We start from the raw sequence: 25808 nt of genomic DNA, 5'->3' as shown, positions 1-25808 counted from the left end.
GCTCAGCCCGTTCCGGGCTGCCCGGCCCCCCGTCGGGGCGCCTCCCTCACAGCGGCCCGAGCCGGAGCGTCGGCCGCGGGCCCGTCTCGGTCAGCGAGCCGTCCCCGGAGCCGTGCAGCCGCGCGTACGCCCCGCCCAGCGCCAGCAGTTCGTGATGTGTGCCCGTCTCCACGACCCGCCCGTGGTCCAGCACCAGGATGCGGTCCGCGTCCGGTGCCAGGTTCAGATCGTGGGTGATCAGGATCGTGGTGCGGCCGGACATCAGCCGCCGCAGCGGCCGCACCACCCGCCGCGCGGCCGGCGCGTCCAGCCCCGTGGTGGGCTCGTCCAGGACGAGGACGGGCGCGTCGCGCAGCATCGCGCGGGCGATGGCGATGCGTTGGAGCTGCCCGCCGGACAGCCGCGCCGTATGCGGGTCGATCCGGGTGTCGTATCCCTCGGGCAGTGCCGCGATGAAGTCGTGCGCGGCGGCGTCCCGCGCCGCCCGGACGATCTCGTGCTCGGTGGCCCCGGGGCGGCCGCAGGCGATGTTCTCGCGGATGGTGTCGTGCAGGATCAGGGTCTCCTGCGGCAGCAGCGTCACATGCGTCCGCAGAAAACCCAGCGGCATCGCGTACAGCGGTACGCCGTCGAGCCGTACGAACCCCTCCGCCGGGTCGTAGAAGCGGGTCAGCAGCTTGGAGACGGTGGACTTGCCCGCCCCGCTCGCCCCGGTGATCAGCACGAACTCACCCGGCCGGGCGGTGAACGAGACCCCGGCCAGAGTGCGCCGGTCGCCCCCGGGGTAGCGGAAGCCGACACCGTCGAACTCCACCGTGCCGTGCACCCGCCACGGCGCCATCGCGGCCCCCGGCGGCGGATCGCTCACGGCGGGCTCGGCGTCGAGGATCTCCGCCAGCCGCTCGGCGCCCGCGGTGGCGGCCGTAAGGGTGAGACCGAGCTGTCCGAGGTTGCGGATCGGCGGGTAGAGGTAGCCGAGGAAGGCGGCGAAGGCCAGCAGCCGGCCGATGGTCATCCGGTCCTGGGAGATCTCCCAGGCGCCGAGCCCGATCACGGCGAGCACGCACAGCGTCTCGATGACCTCGACCAACTGCTCGTACAGCTCGCTCATCCGGGCACCGGCCACCGACGCCCGCAGCCATGCCCCCGCCTCCCGGTCCAGCCGCCGCTCCTCGGCGTCCTTACGGTGGTACGCCTGCGTCAGCACGACGTTGCCGAGCGACTCCTCGACGACGGAGGTGATCGCGCCGTCGGCGACCCGCTCGTCCCGCGCGACCGAGCTGATCCGCCCCGAGAAGCGCCGCGCGGCCAGCCAGAAGAGCGGCGCCAGGACGAAGGTGACCAGCGCCAGGTCCCAGCGCAGCCGGAAGGCCGCCACGGAGAAGAACACGGTGCTGAAGACGGCGGAGACCGTGCTCACCACCCCGGAGACCACCATCTGCTCGATGGACTCCACGTCCCCGGTGAGCCGCTCGACCAGATCACCCTGGCGGTGGCGCTGGAAGAAGTGCGGCGGCAGATCCTGCACATGTGCGAAGACCCGGGCACGCAGCCGCAGTACGAACCGTTCCGCGGTCCATACGGCGAGCGAGTTGCCCATATAGCCGACGCCCGCGCCGAGCACCGCGACCACGAGCCACTGCGCGGCGGGGACCCAGAAGGCGCTGAGCGAGCCCTGCCGCAGGGCGTTGTCGGTCAGATCGGAGAAGAGGAGGATCGCGGCGGTCTCGGCGAGCGCCGCGGCGATGACACAGGCGCAGATGAGCACGAGCCGGCGCCGGTCGCCCCTGGTGAGGGGCCAGAACCGGCGGAACGCCTGTCGCGCGGCCAGCCGTGGAGCGGCCCCCTCGCCGCCGGGCTCGCCGTCCCCCGCGTCCACGGGCGGGTACTCCTCGGGAAACCGCGGGGCGGCCTTCGGCTGATGACGGCCGTAAGGACGCGGCCGCCCGAGGCGCCGATGCCGTCCCAGGCCGGTGGCCGCGGGGTCGGACCCGAGCGCGCGCAGCTGCATGGTGGGCTGGTCTTCGTATGGGGTCACGGTCGGTCTCTCCCGCTCGGCTCCGGACAAGGCCGAGGCGGGCCCGCGGCGCGCTGCCGCGGACCCGCCTCTCGTGTGTGGGTCAGCCGCCGATGGGGCGGCGGTGGGGCTTCTTCGGGCCCTTCTTCGGGGCCGGCTTCGGGGCGTGGTGCTTCTTCTTCGGCTCGGCCTTGCGGGCGGGCTTGACCGGGACGATCTTGTGGAAGCTCATGATGGTGCCTTTCGGAATTCGCTGTTTCTTTTCCTTTGCCGGAGCCGTTCGGCTTCGACACGGAAGACATTAGGAGCGATATCCGTGAGGGAGATCGGACTGAGCTGTGCGTTTGCCCAGAACGGTCTCAAGGAATGTTTACGCGGAAGGTGGAACCACGCGGTGGCCTGCCGCGTCTCGCACGAAGCGCCTGCCCAGGGGGCCTATGTGGGCATGGGAAAGGGGCTGGTGGCGCACGGCCGCCAGCCCCTTTCACGAGAGCGTGTCCGGTGAGTTCAGCCGGTTTTAGCGGGTCTTTCCGAAATTCAGCCCCGCACCGGTCAGGTCGGCCCGAATCCCCTCCGGGGACACGCCGATGTTCGCCAACCGGATGCCCTTGGCCTTTTCGGGCAGCTGGAAGGAGAGCTCCAGCTTGTTTGTCAGCTCCGGCACCTTTATCCGCGCCAGCGCCGCCGCCACCGTCGGGTCGATGCCGAGCTTCCTGGCCAGCTGGGGATGGTCGTTGGCCGCCTGGACGAGGTTGACCGCGAGCAGCGCGGGGACGAACCGCGGCGAGTCCGTGATCTCGTCCAGCCTCCGCTCGTCGTTCAGCGCCTGCCCCGCCTCCACCGGCGACACCCCGAGCTTCTCCGCCACCGAGGGGATCGACAGCAGCGCCCGCGCCTTCTCGGAGTCCTCGCTGATCTGCTTGGCCGCCTTCTTGTGCAGATACAGCCCGGGGCGCGGCTCGGGGCCGGGCCGGTAGGTGGCGATCCCGGGGATGTCCAGCCGCATATCGGTGACGCTGGTGGAGATCCCACGGTCTCCCTGGCGTCCGATATGTGCCTGGGCGTGCAGCGACACCTGCTGGCCCGCGACCGGCAGCTTCCCGTCCGCGCGCACCGAGCTGGGCCCCAGGGCCCGGAACCGCACCTGGGAGGCGCCCAGTTCACGGCTGAGATCTTCGAAGGACAGCAGCACATCGCCCTTCATCCGGCCCACCGTCGCGCCCCTGAAGGAGCTGGGCAGATCCCCCACGATCCGGATGTCCTGGGCCTGGGCGCGCACTTCGGCGAGCGAGACCCGGTCGGCCGCCACGTCCGGCACGGCGATGTCGACCTGCTGGAGGTCCTTGCCCAGCACCTGGGTGAGGAACGGGAAGCCGTGGATGGTCACGTTCGGTGCCGTGGCCAGATTCAGCTTCTTCTGGAGCTCCTGCTCGGCCTTGCGTTCGGCGTACATCACCGCGAAGCGGTCGCCCAGCACCAGCAGCAGCGCCAGCACGACCAGCCCGATCAGCGCCTTCGCGGTGCGCGGCACCGCCCGGAAGCGGCCGCGCCGACGCCGGGACGAGCGGCGGTGGTTGGGCGGTGACCACCGCGCGTCGTCGTCCCCGGAGCCCGAGGCGGCCGGCTTGTCTCTGCGCCCGCCGAGGTCGGCGTCGTCGTCATCGTCCGACGTCAGGCCGAGGCCCAGCGGGTCGTCCGGATCGTACGGGTCGGCCAGCTCGCCGAGTTCCTCGTAGGGGTTCCGGTAGTGAACGCCAGGTGAACCGCTGTGAGGATACGAGGACTGGGGTGAAGGTATGCGTGTGGGGGATCGCATCAATCAATACCACCACGGCACACTGCCCAGCCCGCAAGCCCTAGCGGCGATACGTGGCGAACGGCACGTTCCGTTTTTGCCTTCCGTACACGTGCCGTTTCTCAGCGCGTGCCACGTGAGACCGCCCGCGCCTCGGTGACCGTCACCGCCCTGCCGTCCATCTCGCAGCCGTCGAGCTGGGCCATCGCCTTCTCCGCGGCCACCTCGTCCATCTCCACGAACCCGAACCCCCGCGAGCGGCCGCTCTCCCGGTCGGTGATCACGGTAGCGTCCAGCACCTCGCCGAACTGCCCGAACAGGGTCGCCAGGTCCCGTGTCGTCGTCTGATAGCTCAAGTTGCCCACATGCAGTCGTTTGGACATGACCGGCTCTCCTTGTTCTCCGTGGTTCCCAGAGGAGCGAACCGGTTCAATCTTCTCAGTGAGGTACGAAACCGGCCAATCGCATGGGCTGAACCGGTCATCCCATGCGGCTCAGTACAGCGTGCCGAGCTGTTCCACGGAGTACGGCACGAGCGCGTCCGCGCGTCCGGTCAGCACCTTCTCGGCCCACTCGGGGTCGGCGAGCAGGGCCCGCCCGATGGCCACGAGATCGAACTCGTCCCGCTCCAGCCGGTCCAGCAGATTCTCGATGTCCGCCACCTGAACCGGCCCGCTGCCGGTCCCGGGCACGAATGTCGGCAGGAAGTCCTGGTTGAGGCCGACCGAACCGACCGTGATCGTCGGCTTCCCGGTGAGCTTCTTCGTCCAGCCCGCGAGGTTCAGGTCCGAGCCCTCGAACTCCGGCGTCCAGTAGCGCCGGTTGGACGCGTGGAAGACATCCACCCCCGCCTCCGCCAGCGGCGTGAGCAGCGCCTCCAGCTCCTGCGGGGTCTCAGCCATGCGCACGTCGTAATGGTCCTGCTTCCACTGCGAGGTACGGAAGATGATCGGGAACTCGGCGGAGACGGCCTTACGGCAGGCCGCCACCAGCTCGGCCGCGAAGCGGACCCGGGACGCCGGGTCGCCGCCGTAGGCGTCGGTACGGCGGTTCGTGGCGCCCCACAGGAACTGATCGATCAAGTACCCATGCGCCCCGTGGAGTTCGACCCCGTCAAAACCGATCCGCTCCGCGGCGGCGGCCGCGTCGGCGAAGGCGGCGATCACCGCGTCCACGTCGCCCTGCGTCATCGCCTGCCCCACCGGCCGCCCGTCCAGCCCGACACCGGACGGGCTCAGCACGGGCGCCTCGGGGTACGGGGGTGCCCCTTCCTCCCGCGAAACCCCCACATGCCAGATCTGCGGCGCGATCCGCCCACCCGCGAGATGCACCTGCTTCACGACCTCGGTCCACCCGGCCAGGGCGTCCTCCCCGTAGAAGCGCGGCACGCTGTCGCTCAGCCCCGCCGAGGGGTGGTTGACGTAGGTCCCCTCGGTGATGATCAGCCCCACCCCGGCGGCGGCCCGGCGCGCGTAGTACGCCACGACATCGGCATTGGGCACGCCCCCGGGCGAGAACATGCGGGTCATCGGCGCCATGGCGATCCGATTGCGCACGGTGAGCCCACCCACGGTGAACGGGCGGGACAGAACCTGGGCCGCGCGCTCGGCACTCCTGCTTATGGACACGTGGATACTCCTTGACCGGACGTCATCGCCACGCGGATCGCGCGGCCCGGCCAAGCTAAAACCTGACGTCAACGTCAGAAGCAAGTACCGGAGGCCCCCTCCGGCCAACCCTTGCCGGGGAGCAGGCGCATGTCGGCACCGTCTGCCCCCGGTTGGTGCGTACGCGCTCTACTGCCCCTCAACGGGCGAAGCCCACACTGGTTGTTCGACCAACGATGCGAGGGGCCCGACATGGGAACGCACGGCAAGCCACCCACACCGAACCCGCAGCCGAAGCAGCCGAGCCCGCGGGACTCGGACGGACAGCACCCGGATGTCTCCAGGCCGGGCGGTGGGACTCACCGCAAGTGACCGGCCTGGAAGGGCTTCACGCGCGGGCGGCCGAGACGCTCGACATCACCGAGCCGTGGGTACGGCGCGCGTTCGAGGCCGTCCCGCGACACGAGTTCGTCCCCGGCACCGTATGGGTGGTGGACAACGGCGCGTACCGGCCGCTCCGCCGAGAGGACGACCCGGACCGGTGGGCCCGCATGGCGTACGACCCCGTGCAGGCCATTGCCACCCAGGTGGACGACGGGGCCCCGGCCCCCGGCGGCGGCGATGTTCCCACCAGCTCCATCTCGGCACCGGCCGCCGTGGTGACCATGCTCGCCGAGCTGGACCTGCGACCGGGGCATCGGGTGCTGGAGATCGGGGCGGGCACCGGGTACAACGCGGCGCTGTTGGCCGAGCGGGCAGGCGCCGGGCGGGTGACCACCCTGGAGATCGATTCAGACGTGGCCGACGGCGCACGGGGCGCGCTGCACCGGGCCGGGTACGGCGGGGTGACGGTGCTCGAAGCGGATGGCGAGCAGGGCTGGCGCAGCGGCGCGCCGTACGACCGGCTGGTGGCGACGGCCTCGGTGGCGTCGATCCCCTGGGCGTGGGTGGAGCAGATGGTGCCCGGCGGCCTGATCCTGGCCCCCTTCCGGACCGCGTTCTGCTCGCACGGCCTCGCCCGGCTGACCGTCTCGGACGGCCGCGCCGAGGGCCGGTTCGCGGGCGCCGTGACGTTCATGACGGTGCGTGGCCAGCGCGCGCGTCCGCGCATCGATGCCGTCTTCTCCACAGAGGCCTGGGAGGAGAGCCGCGAGAGCAAGACCGATCTGGACGTCACGGCGCTCGCCGACCCGCACGCCGAGTTCGCGGTGGGGCTGAGGCTCGCCGACGTGGCGCACTGGCCGCAGGACGGCGATCACTGGTGGTGCACCCGGGACTCGTGGGCCTACGCGACGGATGGCGCGGTGCGCCAGTGGGGTCCGCGCGACCTGGCCGACGAGACCGCCGAGGCCCTCACCTGGTGGGAGGGCGCGGGGCGGCCGGAGCTGTTCGACTTCGGGCTGACGGTCATGGCCGACGGCCACTGGGTGTGGCTCGGCGATCCCTCGGCTGCGTGGCCCCTGCCCGCCGCGTAGCCGGAGCACCGCCCCGCCCGCCGGGAGCCGTCCCGCTCGCCGGGAGCCGTCCCGCTCGCCCGCCGGGCCGCCTCCGCCGGGGGTGCCGCATCGGTCGGGTGCGGCGCATGGGTCGGGTGCGGCGCCGTCTCGCGCGCTTCGCGCGATTGAGCAGCGGGGCAGGGGGCGGGGGCGCGGGTCGCGTTGCCGGCCGCCGGGCCAGTGGGAGCGACCGCCGGTGGCGGCATCCGTGTGCAGGGGGCGAGGTCCGTCGCCGGACCGCCGGACTCCGCATCCACTGCGACGCTGGACCACCCGTCAGCCGTGCCTGGACGGTCCACCGTCGCCCTCGACGCCGCAGGGGGTACCTCTCCCGAAAACCCTTGACAAGGTAGTTGCTTCAGATCAAGTGTTTTCGGAGGGGGTACCCGGAGGGGTCGCCCCACTGGGCCGCGCTCCGGATCGGCATCGGCCCCCCGGGTGCGATTGCCGTCACGGCGCGGGCCCCCACCGGCCCGGCGGCCGGCAACGCGCCCTGCGCCCCGGCCCCCTGCCCCGCTGCTCAATCGCGCGAAGCGCGCGAGACGATACCCGCGCCTGACATCCGGCCCGCGCTCAGAGGGTGCGGTCGAGGCGGCCAGTCTTTATGGCACGTATGAGGACGCCGAGCGCGGCGGGCGTCGTACGGATCACCGCGTCCGGCTGGTCGCTCTCGCGTATGCGGATGCCGTCGGTGACGACGGCGAGTTCCACGCAGTTGGCCTGGTTCTCGCTGAACGTGGACTTTCGCCAATTGAGCTGGGACATGACCGCCCTTCCTAGAGCGTGTACAGGACGTGCTGGATCAGGCCGAGCGAATCCCGCGAGTCGTGAGCGAACGGAGCGACCGTCACATCGACGGGCGGCAGCGCCGCTGTGCTCAGGCGTTGGAACTGCCGCTGATACTTCGTGATCGAGGGCTCGTCGTGCAGGAACGATGACTGGCCAGGGCTTTCCAGCAGTACCGTCTCAAGTGCTCGGCCGTGCGAGGTGAGCATGAAGAATGGCGTGCTCAGGGTCGAGACCCCCTCAGCGGCGAACGGCAGGATCTGGATGCTCACATGCGGCAGGCCAGCTAGCTCGATGAGGCGTAGTAGTTGCTTCCGCATCACCTTGGGCCCGCCGAACCGCATGTGCAGTGCCGCCTCATGGATCACCGCATGGATCTCTGGCGGACTCTCCTCGTGGAGGATCGCCTGCCGCTGCATGCGGAAGCCAACCGCCGTGCCGACGTGATCCGGCGTGTTGGCCTCGTCGTCCGCTCGGAAGATCGAGGCTGTGTAGTCCTCGGTCTGGAACAGCCCCGGGATGAACAGCGACTCGTACGAGTGGAGCTCATTGGCGTGCGACTCGAGCTCGGCCAAGTCCAGCGCTGACGGCACGAGGCGGCCCTTGTAGCCGCTCCACCAGCCCTTGCCCTTGTCTTCCGAGAGGCTGACGAGTGCCTCGACGAAGGGCACACTTGTGCACCCGTAGCCCTTGCAAAGACGACGCAGTCGGTCGCTCGGAATCGCCGTGCGACCGCCCTCGATATGCGTCAGGTGCACACGGCCCATGTCGATGAGCGCGCCCGCCTCATGCAACGTCAACCCGGCTTGCTCGCGCAACCTTCGCAGCTCTGCGCCAAGGCGGCGCTGCCTCTCGGTGGGGTTGGTTCGCAGTGCCAACGGGGTCTCTCCTCAGGGTGTGGGCCACAGTCTGCCGTCAGGGGGTGGGCCGGTCCACTCATTCTCGCGAGCAGGTTGAACTTGTCATCCCTTGTCTCTACCGTGTGTGTGGTGGCAGTCACACAGCGGAGCTGTGTTGGGCCGCACGATGCCCGTTCACGAAGCGCCACGGAGGCGTCGCATGGGAGCACACGCACACCCGGAACATCCACACCGCTACACCCTCTCCGCCCCCGCTCTCCCCACCTCACCCCGGCTGTGCCGCGACTTCGTGCGCGGGGTGTTCACCGCATCCGGACTGGATCAACTCGCCGAGGCGGCAGCCCTCTGCACGTCCGAGTTAGTCACCAACGTCCACCGCCATGGCAAAGGCGACGTACGGATGGCCGCCACCGTCCAGCACGACCGCGTCCGGGTGACCGTCCACGACGACAGCCCCGAACTGCCCTCGCCCCGCCGAGCCGCGACCGATGAGACCAACGGGCGCGGCCTCTTCCTGGTCACGGCCCTCTCCGACGTCTGCGGCATGACCATCGACGAACCAGCCGAAGGCACCGGCAAAGCGGTCTGGTTCGAGTTCAACGTCCCGCCCGCACACACGAAAAGCACCGCATGAACGCCACCCCCGCCGAGCGAGTCGCCGCGACCCTCCGCGACGAGTTCGCCGCCCACGGCGTACGGCTCCCCGACATACGGGCCGACCTCGGCGACCCCCACCAACCGCAACTGGGACTCGGCACCGTCCCCCTCGGCACCGGCTTCGCGCTGCTGCGCGTACTCACGGAGTACCAGCGCCTGCTGAAGGCCGAGCGGGTCCGCCGGCAGCGGAGAGGTTAAGCGTCGCCTGGTTCTCGCGTCGCGAGAATCCGACGAGCACGAAGTGTCTCGGGGTGATCGGGGCCGAGGATGCGCTCACATAGCGGAAGGGCTGTACACGCCGTGCTTTCGGCTTCCGCCGTCCGCCCCGCGCCAGCAAGATGGGCGGCCAACTGGCTGTAGTTCTCCACCAGAACGGGGCTATCGGCTGGGAGCACTTCCTCACGTCCAGCGATGGCTCGGCGGGTCAGTTCAACCGCTTCGTCCCAGCGCCCGCGCTTCGCAAGCACCTGACTGAGCAGTACGACAACGCCGAGCGTCATGGGGTGGGTATAGCCCTGAACGCGTTCCCGATCTGCAAGGACTCGGCGGACATGCGGTTCCGCTTCCTCGGGGTCGCCGAGTCGGGAGACGCCAAAGGCGTATGCGTGCCGGGCGGACAGGGAGATGGGGTGATCCGTGCCAAGGTACCGCTCGCAATCGACGACGATCTTGGGCGATACGCGCGCGAACTCCTCGCCTTTGCCAGATGTGGCCAGTTCTTCGATCAACATCGCCCGACTGCGCAGCGCCTTAGGATGCTCCACGCCCAAAGCGCTCCGCAGCCCATTCGCCGCGCGACGCAGCAAAGACAGCGCTTCAGGCCGTCGTCCCATTCGGAAGAGCGGCTGCTGGAGTCCGTGGCAGGACTCCAGCGTGTCGGGGTGATCAGGGCCCAAGGCCCGTTCACGTATGCGCAGCACCCGGCTGTGTACATCCTCCGACTCCGCGATGCGACCGAGCCGGAACAGAGAGCGCCCCGTGCGCTGGAGTGCGCTCAACGTCAGAGGGTGCTCAGCGCCCAGCACCTGCTCCCCTGCCCCGGCGGCCTCCTGGGCCAAGGCCAGGGCGGCGGCGTAGTCACCGGTCTCGTGGATGCGTTCGGCGAGACGTACGGCCAGATCCACCACCCGCTCCGCCGCATCACCGTCCAGGCGCCGCAGCAGTCCCGCCGCGTGCGGGACCAGCAGTGCCACATACCCGCCCCTGTCCCCGTTCCCACCCCCGGCCTCCGCCGGAAGTGCGGCCTCAAGCAGCGCCGCCGCAGCCTCGGTGAGAGCAGCGCGCTGGTCAGCGGGGATGCCCGAGGAGATGCTGTCGAGGAGCACCCCGTGCACCTGGACGCAGCGCACCGGCCGTTCGCCGTCCGCGCCCGGAGGCGCGGAGACGATCGTGGCCAGCGAGTGGTCGATCAGCCCGCGCAGCGCCGGTTCGACGCGTGCGCTGTCCATCAGGTCCGTTCCGCCCAGCGATGCCGGAGCCAGAACGGCGAGCGGCAGTGGGTCCGCGCTCCAGCAGGACAGCAGCCGCAGCAGCGTGGTTGCTTCAGGTAAGCCCTGGTCGGCGAGGGCGTCCAGGGACAGCTGCCAGGTGCGGCTGACCAGGTGGCGGGATTCGGGGCGGCCGGAGTCGAGGGCCGCTCCCTGGTCGATGAGGCCGATCGGGTCGTCTTCGAGCCGGGTTCGGTAGTCGTCCATGGACCAGGACTCCAGGAGCTGGTGGTGCAGGTAGGAACCCGCGAGGGTCAGGGCGAGCGGCAGGCAGCCGAGGCGGATGGCGACCTGCTCGGCCGCCGCCGGAGTGCCCGCGTGTGGCGCGAGGTCACAGAGGACCTGGGCCGCGTCCTCGCTCGGCAGCACGTCGACGGGGTGGAGGAACGCGCCCCGCCACGCGCGTGAGGTCGCGTATCGCGTGGTGACCAGCACCGTGCCGCGAGGGCTGGCGCGTAACCAGCCGCCTTCCTCCAGGATCGCCGGATCGTCAGCGTTGTCGATCACCAGGAGCCAGGGCTCCGTGGAGCGGTCCAGGTGATGCCATACGAGGTCGGCGGCGGCGCGCTGTCCGCTGTGCGCGGCGGCCAGTTCGCCGAGGCCCGCGCCCCGGTCGGCCGCGACGGCCAGCATGCCCGCGCGCAGGGACAGCCGCTCCGAGGCGTTGACCCACAATCCGATCCGGGACTGGTCGCGGACGGCTTCGGTGAACAGTGCATGGGTCACCGTCGTTTTGCCGCAGCCGCCCATGCCGTGCAGTACGTGGATCTGTCCCCCGTCGCCGTCCACGGCCGTCCGTAATCGCCGCATCAGGTCCGCGCGGTCGCGCAGGACGGACGGGGCCCGGCCGACCAGCGGGATCCGTACGGAGTCCGGGCCCATCCCGGTGGCGGAGAGCGACGGAGACGACGGGGCGGCCGTCTCGGCGAACAGGGAGGCGCCGGGGCCCGGCGCGTAGTGGTGATGGTGTTCGGTGATGTGCTGGTCGCCGGTCGACTGAAAGACCCGGCCCTGCCCCGAGGCGTGGCCCTCCGTGTACGGGGGCGGCGGACCGCTCACCGTTCGGTGATGTGCTGGTCGCGGCCCGCCTGATAGACCCGGCCGCTGCCGGACGCCTCGGCGCGCAGACGAATGGTGGTGTTCATGGCCTGATCGTTGCCCGGCAGGGCCGGTCTCAACTCGTCCAGGATCCGGCGCAACTCATCGACGACCTCCGGGTGTGCGGCGAGAAACCGCCGCATGCGCCCCGCCCACTCCTCGCCCAGTTCGTGCCGGGCCTGTTCGTCGTCCGCGTCATGCGCGGCCAGGAGGTCTGCATGCGTGGTCTCGAGTTCGCCGTCGATTCCGTCGGCGCGGTCCGGCTGGGCCCGGCGCCATAACGCGACGATCCGCTCCCGCGCGTGCTGCCACGCATCGGTGGCCATGAGAGCCACCACGGTGGACCCGGCCGTCCGCGCGAGATCTGCCAGCTGCGGCTCCATCCCACTCCCTCATCCGTACTGAAGTCGGCCTTTCACGATACGTCGGTTGTGGCGGGGCCGGTGGGGTCAGCCGGGCGGCCGGTACGCCTGGTGCTGTGACCGCATTGGATTCGCCGGGTTGGTGGTTGGAGGGGTCGGATGGGCATGCCGTTCGTTTCGATGGCTGGGGGTGTGGTGGCCGAGCCTGTCCGGGTGCGCGGACTGACCGATCTGGAAGGCAGAAGCCGCAGCAGATCGTGCACCGGGGCCATACCAGTTCGGTGCCCCATCCGGCAAGCGATGAGGAGGGTGTGTTGTCCTTGGCGGTCACTCGCGACGACTGGCGCGGTCGGCGGTGAGGTGGGCCTCGAAGCCGTCCAGGACGGACTGGAGGCCGAACGTGAAGGTGTTGTCGGGCGCCGCGGCGTACTCCGTGGCGGCCGTGGTGCCGAGGCGCTCGCGCAGGCGCGGGAACTGTATGGCGGTCTCCTGGGCCTGTGTCAGGGCGTCGGCCATCAGTTGCCCGGCGTCCGCGCCCTTCTTGCTCAGCCGGCGGTTCAGCGAGACCTGTGCGGCAGGGCCGAGCGCGCTGCCGAGGACGAAGGTGAGCACGGTGGCGGCCGCCCGGTCCGCGTCGGCGGCGGCAAAGCCCGCCTTTTCGTAGATGGAGAGGCTGAGGTCGTTGTGCCGGGCCTGGCCGGGTCCGTACAGGAAGTGGCTGCCGAATGCCTGGACGAGCCAGGGGTGCCGGATGAGCATCGCGTGCATGCCGGACGCATGGGCGGTGGCGGCCGTGCGCCAGTCGGTCGCGTCGAGATCGGGCAGCTCGACCTCATGCCAGATCGCGTCGCTGGCGAGTCGGACGAGGTCGTCCTTGGTTTTGATGTGCCAGTAGACGGCCGTGGCGGCCGAGTCGAGCCGTTTCGCCAGGCTCCGCATGTTGAGGCCGTCCAGTCCCTCGTCATCGAGCAGTTCGATGGCCGCACGGATGATCCGGTCTGCGGTCAGTGTGTCTCGCCCCATGGCCACCACCTTACTTGCACTTAGTTCATGCCGGGTCTTGCACTTAGTTCAGGCCGTCGCCTACGCTCACTCTCGTACTTAGTTCAAGTCTCTGGAAGGGGAGCCATGTCGCAGGAGAAGCTGTCGGAGTTCGTCACGGCGCAGGCCACGGAGCTGGGAATTCCTGGTGTCGCCGTCGGGGTGTTCCTGGACGGCCAGGAGATCTACGCTGCGCACGGCGTGACGAGCCTCAGCAACCCGCTGCCGGTCGACGAGAAGACGCTGTTCCCTCTGGCGTCTGTGTCCAAGACCTTCACGGCGACCGCGTTGATGCGCCTGGTGGCCGAGGGGAAGGCGGACCTGGACGCGCCGGTGCGGACTTACGTCCCCGAGCTGAAGCTCGCCGACGAGGAGGCCGCGGCGCGGATCACCGTCCTGAACCTGCTCAACCACACCGCGGGCCTGGACTGGAACGTGATCGACGACGGCGAGGGCGACCGTTCCCTGGCCGGGCTCGTGGCGAAGCTGCCCCAGCTGCCGCTGATCGCATCGCCCGGGGCCCGCGCCTCGTACAGCCAGGCCGGGTACAACCTGGCCGGGCGGATCATCGAGAAGATCACGGGCCTGCCCTTCGAGCAGGCCATGGCCGCACTCGTCCTGGAGCCGGTGGGCCTTGCGGACACCGTGTACGGCCTGTCCGAGGTGATGGTCCGCAAGTTCGCCGTGGGCTACAACCGCGGCGGCGACGGCGAACTGCGAGCCGCCCGGCCCTGGGGAGCGTTCAAGGAGGGCGCGCGCGGCGACAACCCCGGCGGCGGCCTCGCCTCCTCGGTGAGCGACCTGTTGCGCTGGGCTCGCTTCCAACTGGGCGACGGCGAAGGCGTACTGCCCGCCTCAGCGCTGCACCGGATGCGGGAGCGGACGATCGAGCTGCGCGCCAGCACGCTCGGCGACGGCTTCGGCATCTGCTGGTTCCTGCACGACCTGGACGGTATCCACGGGATCGGCCACGGCGGCTCGGGCAACGGCCAGTTCGCCGAACTGCTCATCGTGCCCGAGCGCGACTTCGCGGTGGTCTCCCTGGCCAACGCCGGCCCGGACGGCTACCCCTTCAACCAATCCGTCGTACGGTGGGCACTCGAGCACTGCCTCGGCATCGTCGAGAAGCCGGTGGAGCCCGTCCCGTACGACCGGAGACAGGCCCAACAGGTCGTCGGCCGTTACGAGATCGACGCCATGAACCTCGACATCGTCACCGACGGCACCCGTCTCACCCTGGCGGTCGGGATCAAGCCGGAGATCCGCGAGGCATCGGACGAGGAGATGCCCCCGGACTACCCGGCCGCGGCCATCGGCTTCCTTCCCGCCGACGGCGATGGCGATGGCGATGGCGATGGCGATGAGTACATCGTCACCGAAGGCGGCCTCAGGGGGCAGCGCGGCTACTTCTCCCGCGACGTCAACGGCGTGGTCACCGGCGTCGACCTCGCGGGCCGGCTCTTCAGCCGAGTCTCGGAAGCATCCTGATCCAGCGCGTTGCCGGGCGTTGTCACCGTGACGCGGGGCAGGGATGCGGTACCGCTGATCTCCGCGTTGATGGTGACCGTCTCCAGGTCGGGGAGGGCGGCGAGCGGGGACAGGTCGATGGGGCGGCCGGCGCCATGGAGGAACGCGACGTTCAGATGACGAAGTCGGGGGAACACCAAGGCGAGCCAGGTGGCGTCCAGGCTCTCGGCCCTGACCTGCAGATCCAGCCAAGTGACGCCGGGTGGGAAGTGCCGGGGGTGGATACCTGGCCGGCCGATGGTGATCTTCAGCCGTTCCAGGGCCGTCAGCTCCCCCAGGCCCTTGGGGAAGAAGGCGCCGCCCCCGGGGCCCGGCGGTTCGTAGACCAGGGTGTGGAGGGGGAGTCCGGACAGGGGGGAGAGGTCGCGGGCCGCAAAGCAGCCGGTCAGATAGAGCGTACCCAGGTTCGCCAGGTGGCCGATCGCGGCGCCGAGGTCGCCGACCACGTCGTTTCTATTCAGCCGCAGCCGGGTCACCTCCTCCCCCTTGAGGTTGTCCCTGATCTCGGCCTCCGTGAAATCTCCTCGCAGGATCAGCCAAGGACGCGGACCCGTATCCAAAAGCATGCGCAATTGCTCCATGGTCTCGGCCACGACGTACAGGTCGTCCCGGTCCAGGCGGAGGATCACCTCGTGGAAGTACCGCTCGGTGTCGTACCGCCCCCAGCTCGACGCCAGTTGTGCCCGCACCCCGACCGCCGGGTGGTCGGCGAACGTCGCCAGATACGGGATCGCCGCGTCCACCGGTATGCGTGAGGCCGTCACCACGCAGCACTCCGCCACCTCGTCTGTCAGCCCCTCCGGTCCCGGAAGAAGCTCCAGCACCAGCGGGCCCACCGTGGCCAGCTCCCGGGCTCGCGGGATGGTCAAGGGCGGGACGAACTCCATCGCGTTCCGCGTGACCTCGTCCCGTATCGCCGGGTCCAGATCGGGCGCGTGTTCCAGGCAGGCCATGGCCAGCAGGAACAGACGAAGGGCCGACTCGGCGCTGTTCTCGTGCCGTGCCACCTCCAGCAGCTTGCGCAGCAGATCCGCCCGTTCGCGCGGCCGCCCATGCGCGACGGCCATGCGGATGACGTCCTCCCACTGCGCGTCATGCGCGTTGCGGATGAGCAGGCCGATGTCCCACGCCTCCACCGCCGCCTTCGCGCCCAGGTAGTCCTGGAAGGTGCGGTGGACGAAGTCCACCGTGCTCACCGAGGGCTCGCGCAACAGCCCGCTGCGCAGGAGCAGATGGCGCAGGATGGCGGGGGCGTCGCCCAGGGCGCGGGCGGCGGGGACCGAGGGGAGGGCCTCCTCGATGAGGTGTTCCGCGCGGTCGCGGTCCAGCTCGGCCTCGCCGTTGCGGATCAGGTAGTAGGCGAGCCGCTGGAGGAGCTGGATCTGCGGCTCCTCGTCCAGCTGGACGTCGCCCGGCGCGTAGATGTGGCGCTCGGTGTCGCGCCGCGTCAGCAGCATGGACAGCGCCGCGTCGTACAGCGCCTTGCGGCCCGGCGGCAGATAGCCGCGGCGGGCGCGGTGCAGGGCGCAGATCAGGCCGCACATCAAGGGGTTGGTGGCGAGCCGGGTCAGGTCCTGTTTGGTGCGGACGGCGGTGTGCAGGGCCGATTGATACGCGTTCAGCTCCGCCCGTTCCTCCTCCGTACGGCAGGTCTGGCGCGCCGCCTCGTGCCAGCGGTCGATGAACGCCGCCATGTCCTCGCGGCTCATCGGGGACAGCGTGAACTCGGCGAAGTCCTGTGCCCCCAGCCAGTCGTCGGCCACGGCCGAGGGGCGGGAGGTGACCAGCCACAGATTGTCCGGGTAGGCGATGAGGAGGTCGGCCAGCCAGGCGCGGGTGCGCTCGCGGTCGCGTTCGGGGATCTCGTCGATGCCGTCGATCAGCAGCAGCCCACGCCCGGCGGTCAGGACGCGGTCGGCCCAGCCGGGCGGCTGGGCGCCGTCCAGGGGGTTGTGGACGGACGCGAGGAAGGCGGCCGGGGAGGGCAGCGACTCCTGGCGGGCGATCGTGCGCAGCGGGAGGACGAAGGGGACGCGGCCGATCAGCTGCTCCAGGCCGCGCGGCCATTCCTGTCGCGCGGCGCACACGGCGAGCCACTGCACAAGCGTGGTCTTGCCGGAGCCCGCGATTCCGCGCAGCAGTACCCGTTGATGGCCGGAGAGCGCCCGGTCGGCGGGGAACGCGGTGGGGAGGACCGTGTGCTGCGGCGCGGTGGAGGCCTCATCGGCGAATGAGTCGAGTGGGCGCTCCTCGCCGGAGGACACCGCCTCCAGGCTGAGATACGCCGCGTCCAGCGGCCATGTGGCCTCCGCGTGGCTGAGGTCGATCCCGACGATCGTCAGGGTGGAGTGCTTGCCGATCATGTACTCCGCGTACCGGCGCTCGAACCCCGCGTCCTGCGCGGATTGCGACGGGATGCGCTCGATCAGGATGTCGATCTTGGTGATCAGCTCGCTGAGCTGGCCGCTCTGCTCGACGAGGGAGCGGCCGACGAAGGTCGAGCGCTGGGTGAAGAAGTGCAGGATATGGAGACAGGCGGTGTCCAGCAGACGCTGGTAGAGCACGGTGCCGCCCTGGCTGAGGAACAGCCTTTCGCCCTTGGCGAGGGTGGCGTCGATCAGCGCACGGGCCAGTCCGCGGTGGCCGAGCCGCACCGCCTGGACGTCGTTCATATCGAGGTCGCCGAGCGCGTACAGCGTGGTGGCCAGCTTCTCGGCGACGAGCTCGTCCTCGTCGGCGGGGCAGGGCCGCTCGCCGGGCCCGGCGAGCCGGGTGGCCTGCGCGACCAGTTCGGCGGCGAGCCTGTTCAGGTCCTTCTCGGTCAGGGTGCGCTTCTCGCCCCGGAATGAGATGAGGGAGGAGATACGGACCGGCTGGTTCACCAGCCCGGCGCCCGGCCCCTCCTTGACGAAGAGCTTCTTGATGAGCGGTGCGACGACGCTCGACGCGAGGCGAGCGCCAATGGTTGCGGGATCCACGTCCCATTCCCCCCGGTAGTTGTGTACCCCCGGCCGCGGAGGGCCGCCGACAGCGTACAGCGGGGTAGCGGGGTCAGGGTCCTTGGTCCCGAACCGGACATCCGAAAGTCCCGGCGAAGGTGAGATCCCACACAGGCGGCCCCGGGTCTACTACGGGAAATAGGGGATCTCGCAGGTCAGAGGTGTGACGGGAGTTTCTGGGAATTCCGCATGGGATACGGCTCCCATAAGCAATTCGCTACGTAGTCACTTAGTAGAAGAACGCCTTGGCCTATTAACGAGAACGGGATAACAAGGGGCGTTCCGAAGACGCTTCTGGAGGTACTTCCCATGGCCCCGCGCGCCACAAACCGCCGATTCTCGCTTACGTCCGTGTCCAGGGGGCGCGCCGCCGTGGTCGCCATGGGTCTGGGGGCCTCGCTCGCGCTCGGCGCCGGCACGGCGTTCGCCGTGGGGACGGGTACGGCCGCCTCCGCCCCGTCCGTCAGCCGGGCCGCCGCGAAGGCACCCGCCCCGAAGGCCCCCGCGAAGGCGGCGAACGCCTGGGAGACCCCGGTCGACAAGTACGTGATAGGCGCCGCCTTCGGCCTGGCGGGCAACCTCTGGTCGCACAACCACAGCGGTCAGGACTTCGTCGTGCCGACCGGCACCCCGGTGCACGCGGCGCACGGCGGTGTGGTCGTCAAGGCGGGCCCGAACGGCGCCGGTGACGGCCCCGCGTACGGCAACGCGATCGTGATCAGGCACGACAACGCGACGTACTCGCAGTACGCCCACCTGTCCCGGATCGACGTCCGGATCGGGCAGTCCGTGAGCACCGGCCAGCAGATCGGCCTGTCCGGCAGCACCGGCAACTCGACCGGTCCCCATCTGCACTTCGAGATCCGTACGACGCCGAACTACGGCTCCGCCGTCGAGCCGCTCAAGTTCCTCCGCGACCACGGCGTCAAGGTCTGAGCCGTCAAGGTCTGAGCCGTCAAGGTCTGACGCTCACACCGGACGCATCATGCGTCATCCGTGGGTCGATGGCGTATGCGCCTGCTTCACCAGATCGAGGGCGACTTCCAGGACAGCCTTCCGCTTGTCCTCGGGGTCGCCCTCGACCGTCTGCAGCGCGAACATCCGCGCATGCATGCTGAACAGCGCGGTGATGCTCCGGACCTGGTCGACCAGGGGCGCCTCGGGGTCCCGGATCAGGGCGGACATCGCGAGCATGCGGTTCTTGAAGATCTGGCCGATGCTCAGCTCGCGCACCGTCGCCTGGTTCTCCTGCATGAAGCGCATCAGCGGCTCGCCGATGTCCATGGCCGCGCTGTAGCGGCGCAGCAGCTCCTGCTTGGTCTCCAGGGTGCGCGGCTGCTGCTCGCCCCAGGCGATCAGCTCGTCCATCGGCCGTCCCAGGTCCTGGAACAGGCTGTGGACGATGTCCTCCTTGGTCTTGAAGTGGTAGTAGAGGGCCGCCTTGGTGACCTCGAGCCGCTCGGCGATCTCTCGCAGTGACGTCTTCTCGTAGCCGTGCTCGGCGAAGAGTTCCAGGGCGACGTCCTGGATGCGCTGACGGGTGTCGCCCCGCCGCGGTGTGCTGCCCATGGTGCTCTCCTGATGCTGGTGTGGCTGCCGTCGGCAGGCCGAACGTAACTTACTTGACGCCCGGCTAGTTGGCGCCTTACCTTCTCTACTGTACTGAACTAGCCGGGCGGCAAGTAAGTGTGCGTCAGGGCTCTCATCATCCAGGGGGAGACGGAGAACATGGTCCGTAAACAATCAGAGGACGAAGCGTCATCCGCTTCGGCACCGGCTCAGGCCGCCCGGGAGGCCCAGCAGCCCCCGGCCAAGGCCGAGCCCAAGCAGCGCAGCACCAGTGTGGTGATATTCGCGCTGATGATCGCGATGCTGCTCGCGATGCTCGACAACATGATCGTGGGCACCGCGATGCCGACCATCGTCGGCGAGCTCGGTGGCCTCGACCACCTCTCCTGGGTAGTGACCGCGTACACCCTGGCCACCGCCGCCTCGACCCCCATCTGGGGCAAGCTCGGCGACATGTACGGCCGCAAGGGCGTCTTCCTCACCTCCATCGTGATCTTCCTCGGCGGCTCGGCGCTGTCCGGTATGGCGCAGAGCATGGGTGAGCTGATCGGCTTCCGGGCCATCCAGGGCCTGGGCGCGGGCGGTCTGATGGTCGGCGTGATGGCGATCATCGGTGACCTGGTGCCGCCCCGGGAGCGTGGCCGCTACCAGGGCATCATGGCCGGCGTGATGGCCGTGGCCATGATCGGTGGCCCGCTGGTCGGCGGTACTCTCACCGACCACCTCGGCTGGCGCTGGATCTTCTACATCAACCTCCCGCTCGGTGCCATCGCCCTCGCGGCGATCACCGCGGTGCTGCACCTGCCGAAGAAGCGGTCCGAGGGACGGATCGACTACACCGGCGCGGCCCTGCTGACCGTGGGCATCACCGCGCTCGTGCTGATCACAACCTGGGGTGGCAACGAGTACGCCTGGGGGTCGGGCCAGATCATCGGGCTCGGGGCGGTCGGTGTCCTCTCGCTCGTCGCGTTCCTGTACGTCGAGACGCGGGTCGCCGAGCCCGTACTGCCGCTGCACATCTTCCGGAACCCCAACTTCTCGCTGGTCACCGCGATCGGCTTCCTCACCGGTTTCGTGATGTTCGGCTCGACCACCTTCCTGCCGCTCTACCAGCAGACCGTCCAGGGCGCCACGGCCACCAACTCCGGGCTGCTGCTGCTCCCGATGCTGCTGGGCATGCTGGTGGTCTCGCTGGTCGCGGGCCGGGTCACCACCTCGACCGGCAAGTACAAGATCTTCCCCGTAGTCGGCGGCCTCCTGATCACCGTCGGGATGTTCCTGCTGTCCACGATGGACACCGAGACCACCCGCTTCACCTCCGGTCTCTTCATGGCGGTGCTCGGTATGGGCATGGGCTGCCTGATGCAGACGACCATGCTGGTGGCGCAGAACAGCGTCGAGATGAAGGACATGGGCGTCGGCAGCTCCTCCGCCACCCTCTTCCGCACCCTGGGCGGCTCCTTCGGCGTCGCCATCCTCGGCGCCCTGTTCACCAACCAGGTGCGGGACACCATGACCGAGCGGGGTGGGGGCAAGGCCGCGGCCATCACCTCCGGGAGTGCCCAGCTCGACCCGGCCAGCCTCAAGCTGCTGCCGCCGCCCATCCGGGACGCGTACACCCACGCGGTGGCCAGCGGTGCCCACCAGGTGTTCCTGTGGGGCGCGCTGATCAGCATCGTCGGCGCCGTCGCCGCCTGGTTCGTCAAGGAGGTCCCGCTGCGCGGGGCCGCCGCCAAGTCGGCCGACAGTGACGAGGCCGCGGCCGAGACGGCACCGATCGCCGAGACCGTCTGACCAACGGTCCGGGTGAGCGGGGTCGCCATCAGGGGGCCGCTGTCGGTGGGGCATGACAGCATCGGGCCCATGGTGACCTCGCCGGACGAGGCGCGGCTGGCGCACTTGCGCCGGCTGCGCCTCGCGAAGGACGTGATGGACCGCGACTGGGCCGAGCCGCTCGACCTGGACGCGGTCGCCGCGCACGCCGGCTATTCGCGCTACCACTTCATCCGCGCCTTCAAGGGTGCCTACGGATCCACCCCCGGGCAGTACCTGACCCGGCGCCGCATCGAGCGGGCCGAGGAGCTGCTGCGCTCGGCCAATCTCTCGGTCACCGAGGTCTGCTCGCTCGTCGGCTTCAGCAGCCTGGGCACCTTCTCCACGAGCTTCAAGAAGCAGACCGGGCTCACCCCCAGCGCCTACCGGGACCTGCATATCGGCCGGGCCGCGGCGGTCATCCCGGGGTGTTACGCGATGCTGTGGTACGGCGGGCGCGACGCCCGCGCCCCCGGCTCCAAGGACCGCAATTCTCAAGAAGCGGAATGAATCCGCCGCTGCCTACCGTAGCCACGTCGCGACGACGCGCGCGGCCCACGCCCACCCCGATAGCTCCGGAGGCAGCAATGATCAAGGGGATGTCCATCGTCACCGTCTGGGTCCTCGACCAGGACCGGGCCAAGGAGTTCTACACCGAGAAGCTGGGCTTCGAGGTCCGCACCGACATGAGCATCGGCGGGGACGGCGAGGGCGGCGGTATGCGCTGGCTGACGGTCGGCGCCAAGGACCAGCCGGATGTGCAGCTGACCCTGATGGTGCCCAGTTCGCCGGGGCTCGACCCGGAGTCGGCCGAGGCCCTGCGGACGCTGGTCGCCAAGGGGGTGCTCGGCGCCGGGGTGTTCACCACGGATGACATCCACCGGGACTACGAGGCGCTCAAGGCGAAGGGCGTGGAGTTCGTCCAGGAGCCCCAGGAGCGTCCGTACGGCACCGAGGCGCTCTTCCGCGACGACTCCGGCAACTGGTTCTCGTTCACCCAGCCCCGCGAGGAGATGGACTTCAGCAAGCCCTGGGACGGCTGCACCTCGAGCTGAGCGCCGGGTATCGCGGGCCGAGTGCTCCGTACTCCGAGCCGAGCTCAGTGCCTCGGCCAGTGCTCAGTCCGGCACCTCGATGATCGGGAAGCTGCCGGTGTTGGTGGGCGCGGACTCCGGCAGCCAGAGCACGGCGACCGCGCCCCGGCACTCCCCGTCCGGCTCGTCGCCGCTGTCCAGCAGCGGATCGGCGTTGCGGAACGTCAGCCGGGCGCCCAGCACCCGCGCCTGGCCCGCGGCTATGGTCAGTCCCAGGCCGTGCCCGGTCCCCGCGCGGTCCTTGCTGCCGGTGCGGAACCGGCTCGGCCCGTCCTTCAGCAGCTCCTCCGGAAAGCCGGGGCCGTGGTCGCGTACGCGCAGTATCCGCCCTTCGACGGTGACTTCGAAGGGCGGTTTGCCGTGCCGGGCGGCGTTGGCCAGCAGATTGCCCAAGATCCGCTCCAGCCGCCGGGGGTCGGTGGAGACATGGGCGTCGCGCACCACGTTGACCGCCGCGTCGGGGTCCACCGCCCGGACCCGGCGGGTGATGAACTCGGCCACGGCTATCTCCTGGAGCTCGGCGCGCTCCGCGAAGCCGTCCAGCCGTGCCACCTCCAGGACGTCCTCGACCAGGGTGCGCATCGCCTGCGCCCGGTCCCGTACCAGCTCGGTGGGGCGGCCCGGCGGCAGCAGCTCGGCGGCCGTGAGCAGCCCGGTGACCGGGGTGCGCAGCTCGTGGGCGATATCGGCGGTGACCCGGCGCTCCGCCTCCAGCCGCTGCTGAAGTGCCTCGGCCATGCCGTCGACCGCACGCGCCAGATCGTCGGTCTCGTCGCGCACCCGGCCGCCGATCGACTCGCGCACCCGCACCTCGGAGTCGCCCTCGGCCAGCTTGCGGGCGGCGGTGGCCGCCTTGCGCAGCCGCCGGGAGAGCTGATCGCCGATGAGCACGCCGAGCGCGATACCGCCCAGCACCACCGCCACCGAGCCGATGATCAGCACTCGGTCCAGGTCGTTGAGGACGGCGAACCGGTCCTGGAACTTGGTGTGGACGGACAGCACCTTGCCGTTCCGCAGCGGCACCGAGGCCCACACCTCGGGGGTGCCGGTGCCGGAGTCCTCCAGATAGGTGGCGCGCTGGCCGCGCCACGCCTCCTTCTTCAGCTGCTCGGGCAGATGGGGGTCGTCCAGCTTGGCGCCGAAGCCCAGCACCCGGGACTGCTCGTACCACCGCTGGGCGACCTTCACCCGCTCGTCCATCACGGTGCGGCTGTTGTCGAGCATCGAGACGCGGGCCGCGTTGTGGACGACGAGGCTCAGCACCACCGCCACCAGCGTGCTCACGGCCGCGATGGCGAGGCTGACCTTCCACCGCAAGCCGGTGCGCAGTGCCAACCGCCGCAACGCCGCTCAGCCCTTGAGCTTGTAGCCGAAGCCGCGGACCGTCTCGATGCGGTCCTGGCCTATCTTGCCGCGCAGCCGCTGCACATGGACGTCCACGACCCGGGTGTCCCCGCCCCAGCCGTACTCCCAGACCCGCTCCAGCAGCCGGTCGCGGGAGAGCACGGTGCCGGGCGCGGCCGAGAACTCCAGCAGCAGCCGCATCTCGGTCGGGGTGAGCGCCACCTGATGGCCGCCCTTGCGGACCTCCATGCCCTCGGGGTCGACCTCCAGATCGCCGAAGCGCAGCACTCCGCCGTCGGGCTCCTCGGGGGCGGGCTCCGCGCCCCGCCCGCCGGGGCCGCTGGCATGGCCGAAGCGGCGCAGTACGGCCCGGATGCGGGCCACCAGCACCGCACCGTCGAAGGGCTTGGTCACATAGTCGTCGGCGCCGGCTTCGAGGCCGAGCACCACATCGATGGAGTCGGCGCGCGCGGAAAGCATGATCACGGGAACGGTGGACTCGTCGCGGATCCGGCGGCACAGGCTGACCCCGTCCAGGCCCGGAACCATCACATCGAGCAGCGCGATATCGGGGCGGTCGGCCCGGAAGCGCTCGAGGCCGGTCAGCCCGTCGGGCGCGGCCGTCACGAGAAAGCCATCGCGCTCCAGGGCGAGCTGCGTGGCTTCACGGATGACATCGTCGTCCTCGACGAAGAGCACATGGGTCTCGGCCACAGCCTCGCTTCAGCCTTCCGTTCCGTCGTCGGCGCGCGCGGTCGGCACCGGGGTCGCCTCTTCCTTGGGCACATTCTTGCTGTAGTCGGTGCGCTCGCGGGACCGCACCGTGAACGAGCGGTCCGCCCCGGACCAGCCGTAGGTGATCACGGTCTCGCTCGAAGGGCAACAGACCGAGTCCCCGGAGGTGTAGGAGAGCTTCGTCACCCGCAACTCGTCCTTGGCGACGTCGGCGTAGACGGGCGGCTGCTCGTCGCTGAAGACGTTCTCGTACCGGCTGCCCACCTTGCGGTACACATACGAGCCGATGCCGAAGCCGTCGGTGCAGCTCATGACGTTGATGACCAGGTCGGAATCGGCGGAGCCGGTCAGCCGGCCGGACGTCACGTCCACCGGATAGCCCTTGATCTCCTGCTTGGACTCGCGCTCCTTGGCCGTGGGGCAGGGCTTGAGGCTCGTCTTCAGATCGCCGCTGACCCGCGGATCCGCCTTGACCAGCTTGATCACGTCGACCTTCTTCCCGGCAGCCGGTGACGGCCGGCCCGATCCACGGCCACCCGCGTACGCGCCGGAGTCCGCGGCGGCCGAGGCCCACTCGGTGTTCGCCGGTCCCTCCTTGCGCACCCCCTGGCTCGCGTCACCGCATCCGGCCAGCATCCAGCCGCCGGCGGCCGCGAGGCCCACGACCGCACCGCCGGTGAGCATGACGGTCCTGCTGGGAGAGGCCCTGGTCAGGCCGCGCACCGTTCCTGCCCCCGCTCCTGGCGGGCGCGCCGGACCCGACCGGTGTGCTGCCGGACGTTGGTGGCCGGCTTGGCGTCCGCGTCCCGACGGCCGAGCGCGCGGGCGTCCACATCGCGGCTCTCCAGCTCCTGCCGCAGCCGGGCCAGCGCCCGGTGCAGCGTGCTCTTGACCGTTCCGGTCGACATTCCGAGCGCCTCCGCGGTCTCTTCGGTCGTCATCTGCTCCCAGTGTCGCAGCACCACGACACTGCGCTGCTTGGGAGCGAGCACCGAAAGGATGTCCATCAGCAGGGCGCGGTCGGCGTGCTGCTCGGTGCCGTCGTCGACGCTCGCCTCCGGAAGCTGCTCGGTGGGCACCTCGTCCAGCTTGCGGGCGCGCCACCACTCGGTACGGGTGTTGATCATCACGCGTCGGAGATAGGCGTCCGCGAGCGACTTGTCGGCTATGCCGTCCCAGCGGCCGTAGGTGCGCACCAAGGCGGTCTGGAGCAGATCCTGTGCCTCGACCGGGTCGGGGATCAGCCGACGGGCGCTGCGCAGCAGCGCGTCCTGCCGATTCCGCACGTACTCCTCAAAGTCCAGAACATTGCTGCTGCTCATGATGCCGACTCCATCCCGCTGTTTCCCCGCCGTTGACGTGTCCGGCTTCTCGCTCGGCACGGGAAGGACGCTACGGAGGGGCTGTTGCGGCGCCATACGCAACTACGCCTCGGCAAACGCACAGCTACCCATAGGTTGTGTAACAACGGAACCCGGCCCGACGATGTGTCAGAACCGGGTCCTGGGCGTGTCACAGGTCT

Annotated in this window: 24 protein-coding genes; 8 read left to right on the top strand and 16 right to left on the bottom strand. The window is 69.9% G+C overall.

The genetic code is table 11. The features are described 5' to 3' along the window. Positions 1-46 precede the first annotated feature (46 nt). The 5 genes from ACMTAK_RS23340 to ACMTAK_RS23320 form a co-directional block, all read right to left on the bottom strand. A complete protein-coding gene (locus ACMTAK_RS23340; protein ID WP_413812969.1) occupies positions 47-2011 on the bottom strand; it encodes an ABC transporter ATP-binding protein in 1965 nt (654 codons plus the stop codon). 109 nt (positions 2012-2120) lie between these two features. Next, on the bottom strand, positions 2121-2249 hold the full coding sequence (locus tag ACMTAK_RS23335; protein ID WP_020869498.1) for a hypothetical protein: 129 nt from the start codon (positions 2247-2249) through the stop codon (positions 2121-2123). 285 nt (positions 2250-2534) lie between these two features. Further along, the gene (locus ACMTAK_RS23330; protein WP_413807999.1) at positions 2535-3833 is read right to left on the bottom strand and encodes an LmeA family phospholipid-binding protein; all 1299 of its coding nucleotides are present in this window, start codon (positions 3831-3833) and stop codon (positions 2535-2537) included. Between the two features lie 101 nt (positions 3834-3934). After that, positions 3935-4195, bottom strand: a complete 261-nt coding sequence (locus ACMTAK_RS23325; RefSeq protein ID WP_020869496.1) for an RNA recognition motif domain-containing protein — start codon at positions 4193-4195, stop codon at positions 3935-3937. 111 nt (positions 4196-4306) lie between these two features. Continuing rightward, a complete protein-coding gene (locus tag ACMTAK_RS23320; protein WP_413807998.1) occupies positions 4307-5440 on the bottom strand; it encodes an NADH:flavin oxidoreductase in 1134 nt (377 codons plus the stop codon). Positions 5441-5787: 347 nt separating this feature from the next. On the opposite strand from ACMTAK_RS23320, the gene ACMTAK_RS23315 reads away from it, so the two are divergent. Continuing rightward, positions 5788-6894: a methyltransferase domain-containing protein gene (locus ACMTAK_RS23315; RefSeq protein ID WP_413807997.1), complete on the top strand. Its 1107-nt coding sequence runs from the start codon at positions 5788-5790 to the stop codon at positions 6892-6894. 594 nt (positions 6895-7488) lie between these two features. Here ACMTAK_RS23315 and ACMTAK_RS23310 read toward each other — a convergent pair. Both ACMTAK_RS23310 and ACMTAK_RS23305 read right to left on the bottom strand, forming a co-directional pair. Beyond that, positions 7489-7680: a DUF397 domain-containing protein gene (locus ACMTAK_RS23310; RefSeq protein WP_413807996.1), complete on the bottom strand. Its 192-nt coding sequence runs from the start codon at positions 7678-7680 to the stop codon at positions 7489-7491. 11 nt (positions 7681-7691) lie between these two features. Continuing rightward, a complete protein-coding gene (locus tag ACMTAK_RS23305) occupies positions 7692-8579 on the bottom strand; it encodes a helix-turn-helix domain-containing protein (RefSeq protein ID WP_413807995.1) in 888 nt (295 codons plus the stop codon). 181 nt (positions 8580-8760) lie between these two features. Here ACMTAK_RS23305 and ACMTAK_RS23300 point away from each other — a divergent pair, with 181 nt between their 5' ends. Beyond that, on the top strand, positions 8761-9195 hold the full coding sequence (locus ACMTAK_RS23300; RefSeq protein ID WP_413807994.1) for an ATP-binding protein: 435 nt from the start codon (positions 8761-8763) through the stop codon (positions 9193-9195). Further along, on the top strand, positions 9192-9416 hold the full coding sequence (locus ACMTAK_RS23295; protein WP_413807993.1) for a hypothetical protein: 225 nt from the start codon (positions 9192-9194) through the stop codon (positions 9414-9416). The genes ACMTAK_RS23300 and ACMTAK_RS23295 overlap by 4 nt, the downstream gene beginning before the upstream one ends. Here ACMTAK_RS23295 and ACMTAK_RS23290 read toward each other — a convergent pair. The 3 genes from ACMTAK_RS23290 to ACMTAK_RS23280 form a co-directional block, all read right to left on the bottom strand. Next, on the bottom strand, positions 9413-11764 hold the full coding sequence (locus ACMTAK_RS23290; RefSeq protein ID WP_413807992.1) for a tetratricopeptide repeat protein: 2352 nt from the start codon (positions 11762-11764) through the stop codon (positions 9413-9415). The genes ACMTAK_RS23295 and ACMTAK_RS23290 overlap by 4 nt on opposite strands. Further along, positions 11761-12186 carry a hypothetical protein gene (locus ACMTAK_RS23285; protein WP_413807991.1) on the bottom strand — a complete coding sequence of 142 codons (426 nt, stop codon included), beginning with the start codon at positions 12184-12186 and terminating at the stop codon, positions 11761-11763. Before ACMTAK_RS23285 ends, ACMTAK_RS23290 begins: the two co-directional genes overlap by 4 nt. A gap of 306 nt (positions 12187-12492) precedes the next feature. Further along, positions 12493-13188 (bottom strand): TetR/AcrR family transcriptional regulator, encoded by a 696-nt coding sequence (locus ACMTAK_RS23280; RefSeq protein WP_413807990.1) that lies wholly within the window; start codon positions 13186-13188, stop codon positions 12493-12495. Between the two features lie 105 nt (positions 13189-13293). Between ACMTAK_RS23280 and ACMTAK_RS23275 the strand changes: the two genes are divergently transcribed. Then, positions 13294-14694 (top strand): serine hydrolase domain-containing protein, encoded by a 1401-nt coding sequence (locus tag ACMTAK_RS23275; RefSeq protein ID WP_413807989.1) that lies wholly within the window; start codon positions 13294-13296, stop codon positions 14692-14694. Here ACMTAK_RS23275 and ACMTAK_RS23270 read toward each other — a convergent pair. Beyond that, positions 14610-17711: an NACHT domain-containing protein gene (locus tag ACMTAK_RS23270; protein ID WP_413807988.1), complete on the bottom strand. Its 3102-nt coding sequence runs from the start codon at positions 17709-17711 to the stop codon at positions 14610-14612. The genes ACMTAK_RS23275 and ACMTAK_RS23270 overlap by 85 nt on opposite strands. Before the next feature lie 330 nt (positions 17712-18041). Between ACMTAK_RS23270 and ACMTAK_RS23265 the strand changes: the two genes are divergently transcribed. Further along, positions 18042-18668 (top strand): M23 family metallopeptidase, encoded by a 627-nt coding sequence (locus tag ACMTAK_RS23265; protein ID WP_413807987.1) that lies wholly within the window; start codon positions 18042-18044, stop codon positions 18666-18668. A gap of 54 nt (positions 18669-18722) precedes the next feature. On the opposite strand, the gene ACMTAK_RS23260 is transcribed toward ACMTAK_RS23265, so the two are convergent. Next, positions 18723-19301, bottom strand: a complete 579-nt coding sequence (locus ACMTAK_RS23260) for a TetR/AcrR family transcriptional regulator (RefSeq protein ID WP_413807986.1) — start codon at positions 19299-19301, stop codon at positions 18723-18725. 159 nt (positions 19302-19460) lie between these two features. Here ACMTAK_RS23260 and ACMTAK_RS23255 point away from each other — a divergent pair, with 159 nt between their 5' ends. From ACMTAK_RS23255 to ACMTAK_RS23245, 3 genes are all read left to right on the top strand, one after another. Continuing rightward, the gene (locus ACMTAK_RS23255; RefSeq protein WP_413807985.1) at positions 19461-21095 is read left to right on the top strand and encodes an MDR family MFS transporter; all 1635 of its coding nucleotides are present in this window, start codon (positions 19461-19463) and stop codon (positions 21093-21095) included. A gap of 135 nt (positions 21096-21230) precedes the next feature. Next, complete coding sequence (locus ACMTAK_RS23250) at positions 21231-21623, top strand: helix-turn-helix transcriptional regulator (protein WP_461773841.1); 393 nt, start codon at positions 21231-21233, stop codon at positions 21621-21623. A 77-nt stretch (positions 21624-21700) separates the two neighbouring features. After that, positions 21701-22168: a VOC family protein gene (locus ACMTAK_RS23245; protein WP_413807983.1), complete on the top strand. Its 468-nt coding sequence runs from the start codon at positions 21701-21703 to the stop codon at positions 22166-22168. 63 nt (positions 22169-22231) lie between these two features. Here ACMTAK_RS23245 and cseC read toward each other — a convergent pair whose 3' ends face one another. Genes cseC through ACMTAK_RS23225 form a run of 4 tightly spaced genes read right to left on the bottom strand, consistent with a single transcriptional unit; the run spans position 22232 to position 25608 of the window. After that, positions 22232-23551, bottom strand: a complete 1320-nt coding sequence (gene cseC / locus ACMTAK_RS23240) for a two-component system sensor histidine kinase CseC (protein ID WP_413807982.1) — start codon at positions 23549-23551, stop codon at positions 22232-22234. Between the two features lie 6 nt (positions 23552-23557). Further along, positions 23558-24265: a two-component system response regulator CseB gene (gene cseB, locus ACMTAK_RS23235; RefSeq protein WP_413807981.1), complete on the bottom strand. Its 708-nt coding sequence runs from the start codon at positions 24263-24265 to the stop codon at positions 23558-23560. A 9-nt stretch (positions 24266-24274) separates the two neighbouring features. Beyond that, positions 24275-25009, bottom strand: a complete 735-nt coding sequence (locus ACMTAK_RS23230; protein WP_413807980.1) for a hypothetical protein — start codon at positions 25007-25009, stop codon at positions 24275-24277. Then, positions 24997-25608: a SigE family RNA polymerase sigma factor gene (locus tag ACMTAK_RS23225; protein WP_044571924.1), complete on the bottom strand. Its 612-nt coding sequence runs from the start codon at positions 25606-25608 to the stop codon at positions 24997-24999. The genes ACMTAK_RS23230 and ACMTAK_RS23225 overlap by 13 nt, the downstream gene beginning before the upstream one ends. Positions 25609-25808 lie beyond the last annotated feature (200 nt).

This window comes from Streptomyces lacaronensis (assembly GCF_047337785.1).
In the GTDB taxonomy this organism is placed as follows: domain Bacteria; phylum Actinomycetota; class Actinomycetes; order Streptomycetales; family Streptomycetaceae; genus Streptomyces; species Streptomyces lycopersici.
The sequence above is the reverse complement of the archived record's forward strand: the minus strand, read 5'-3'. Positions and strand labels throughout refer to the sequence as shown.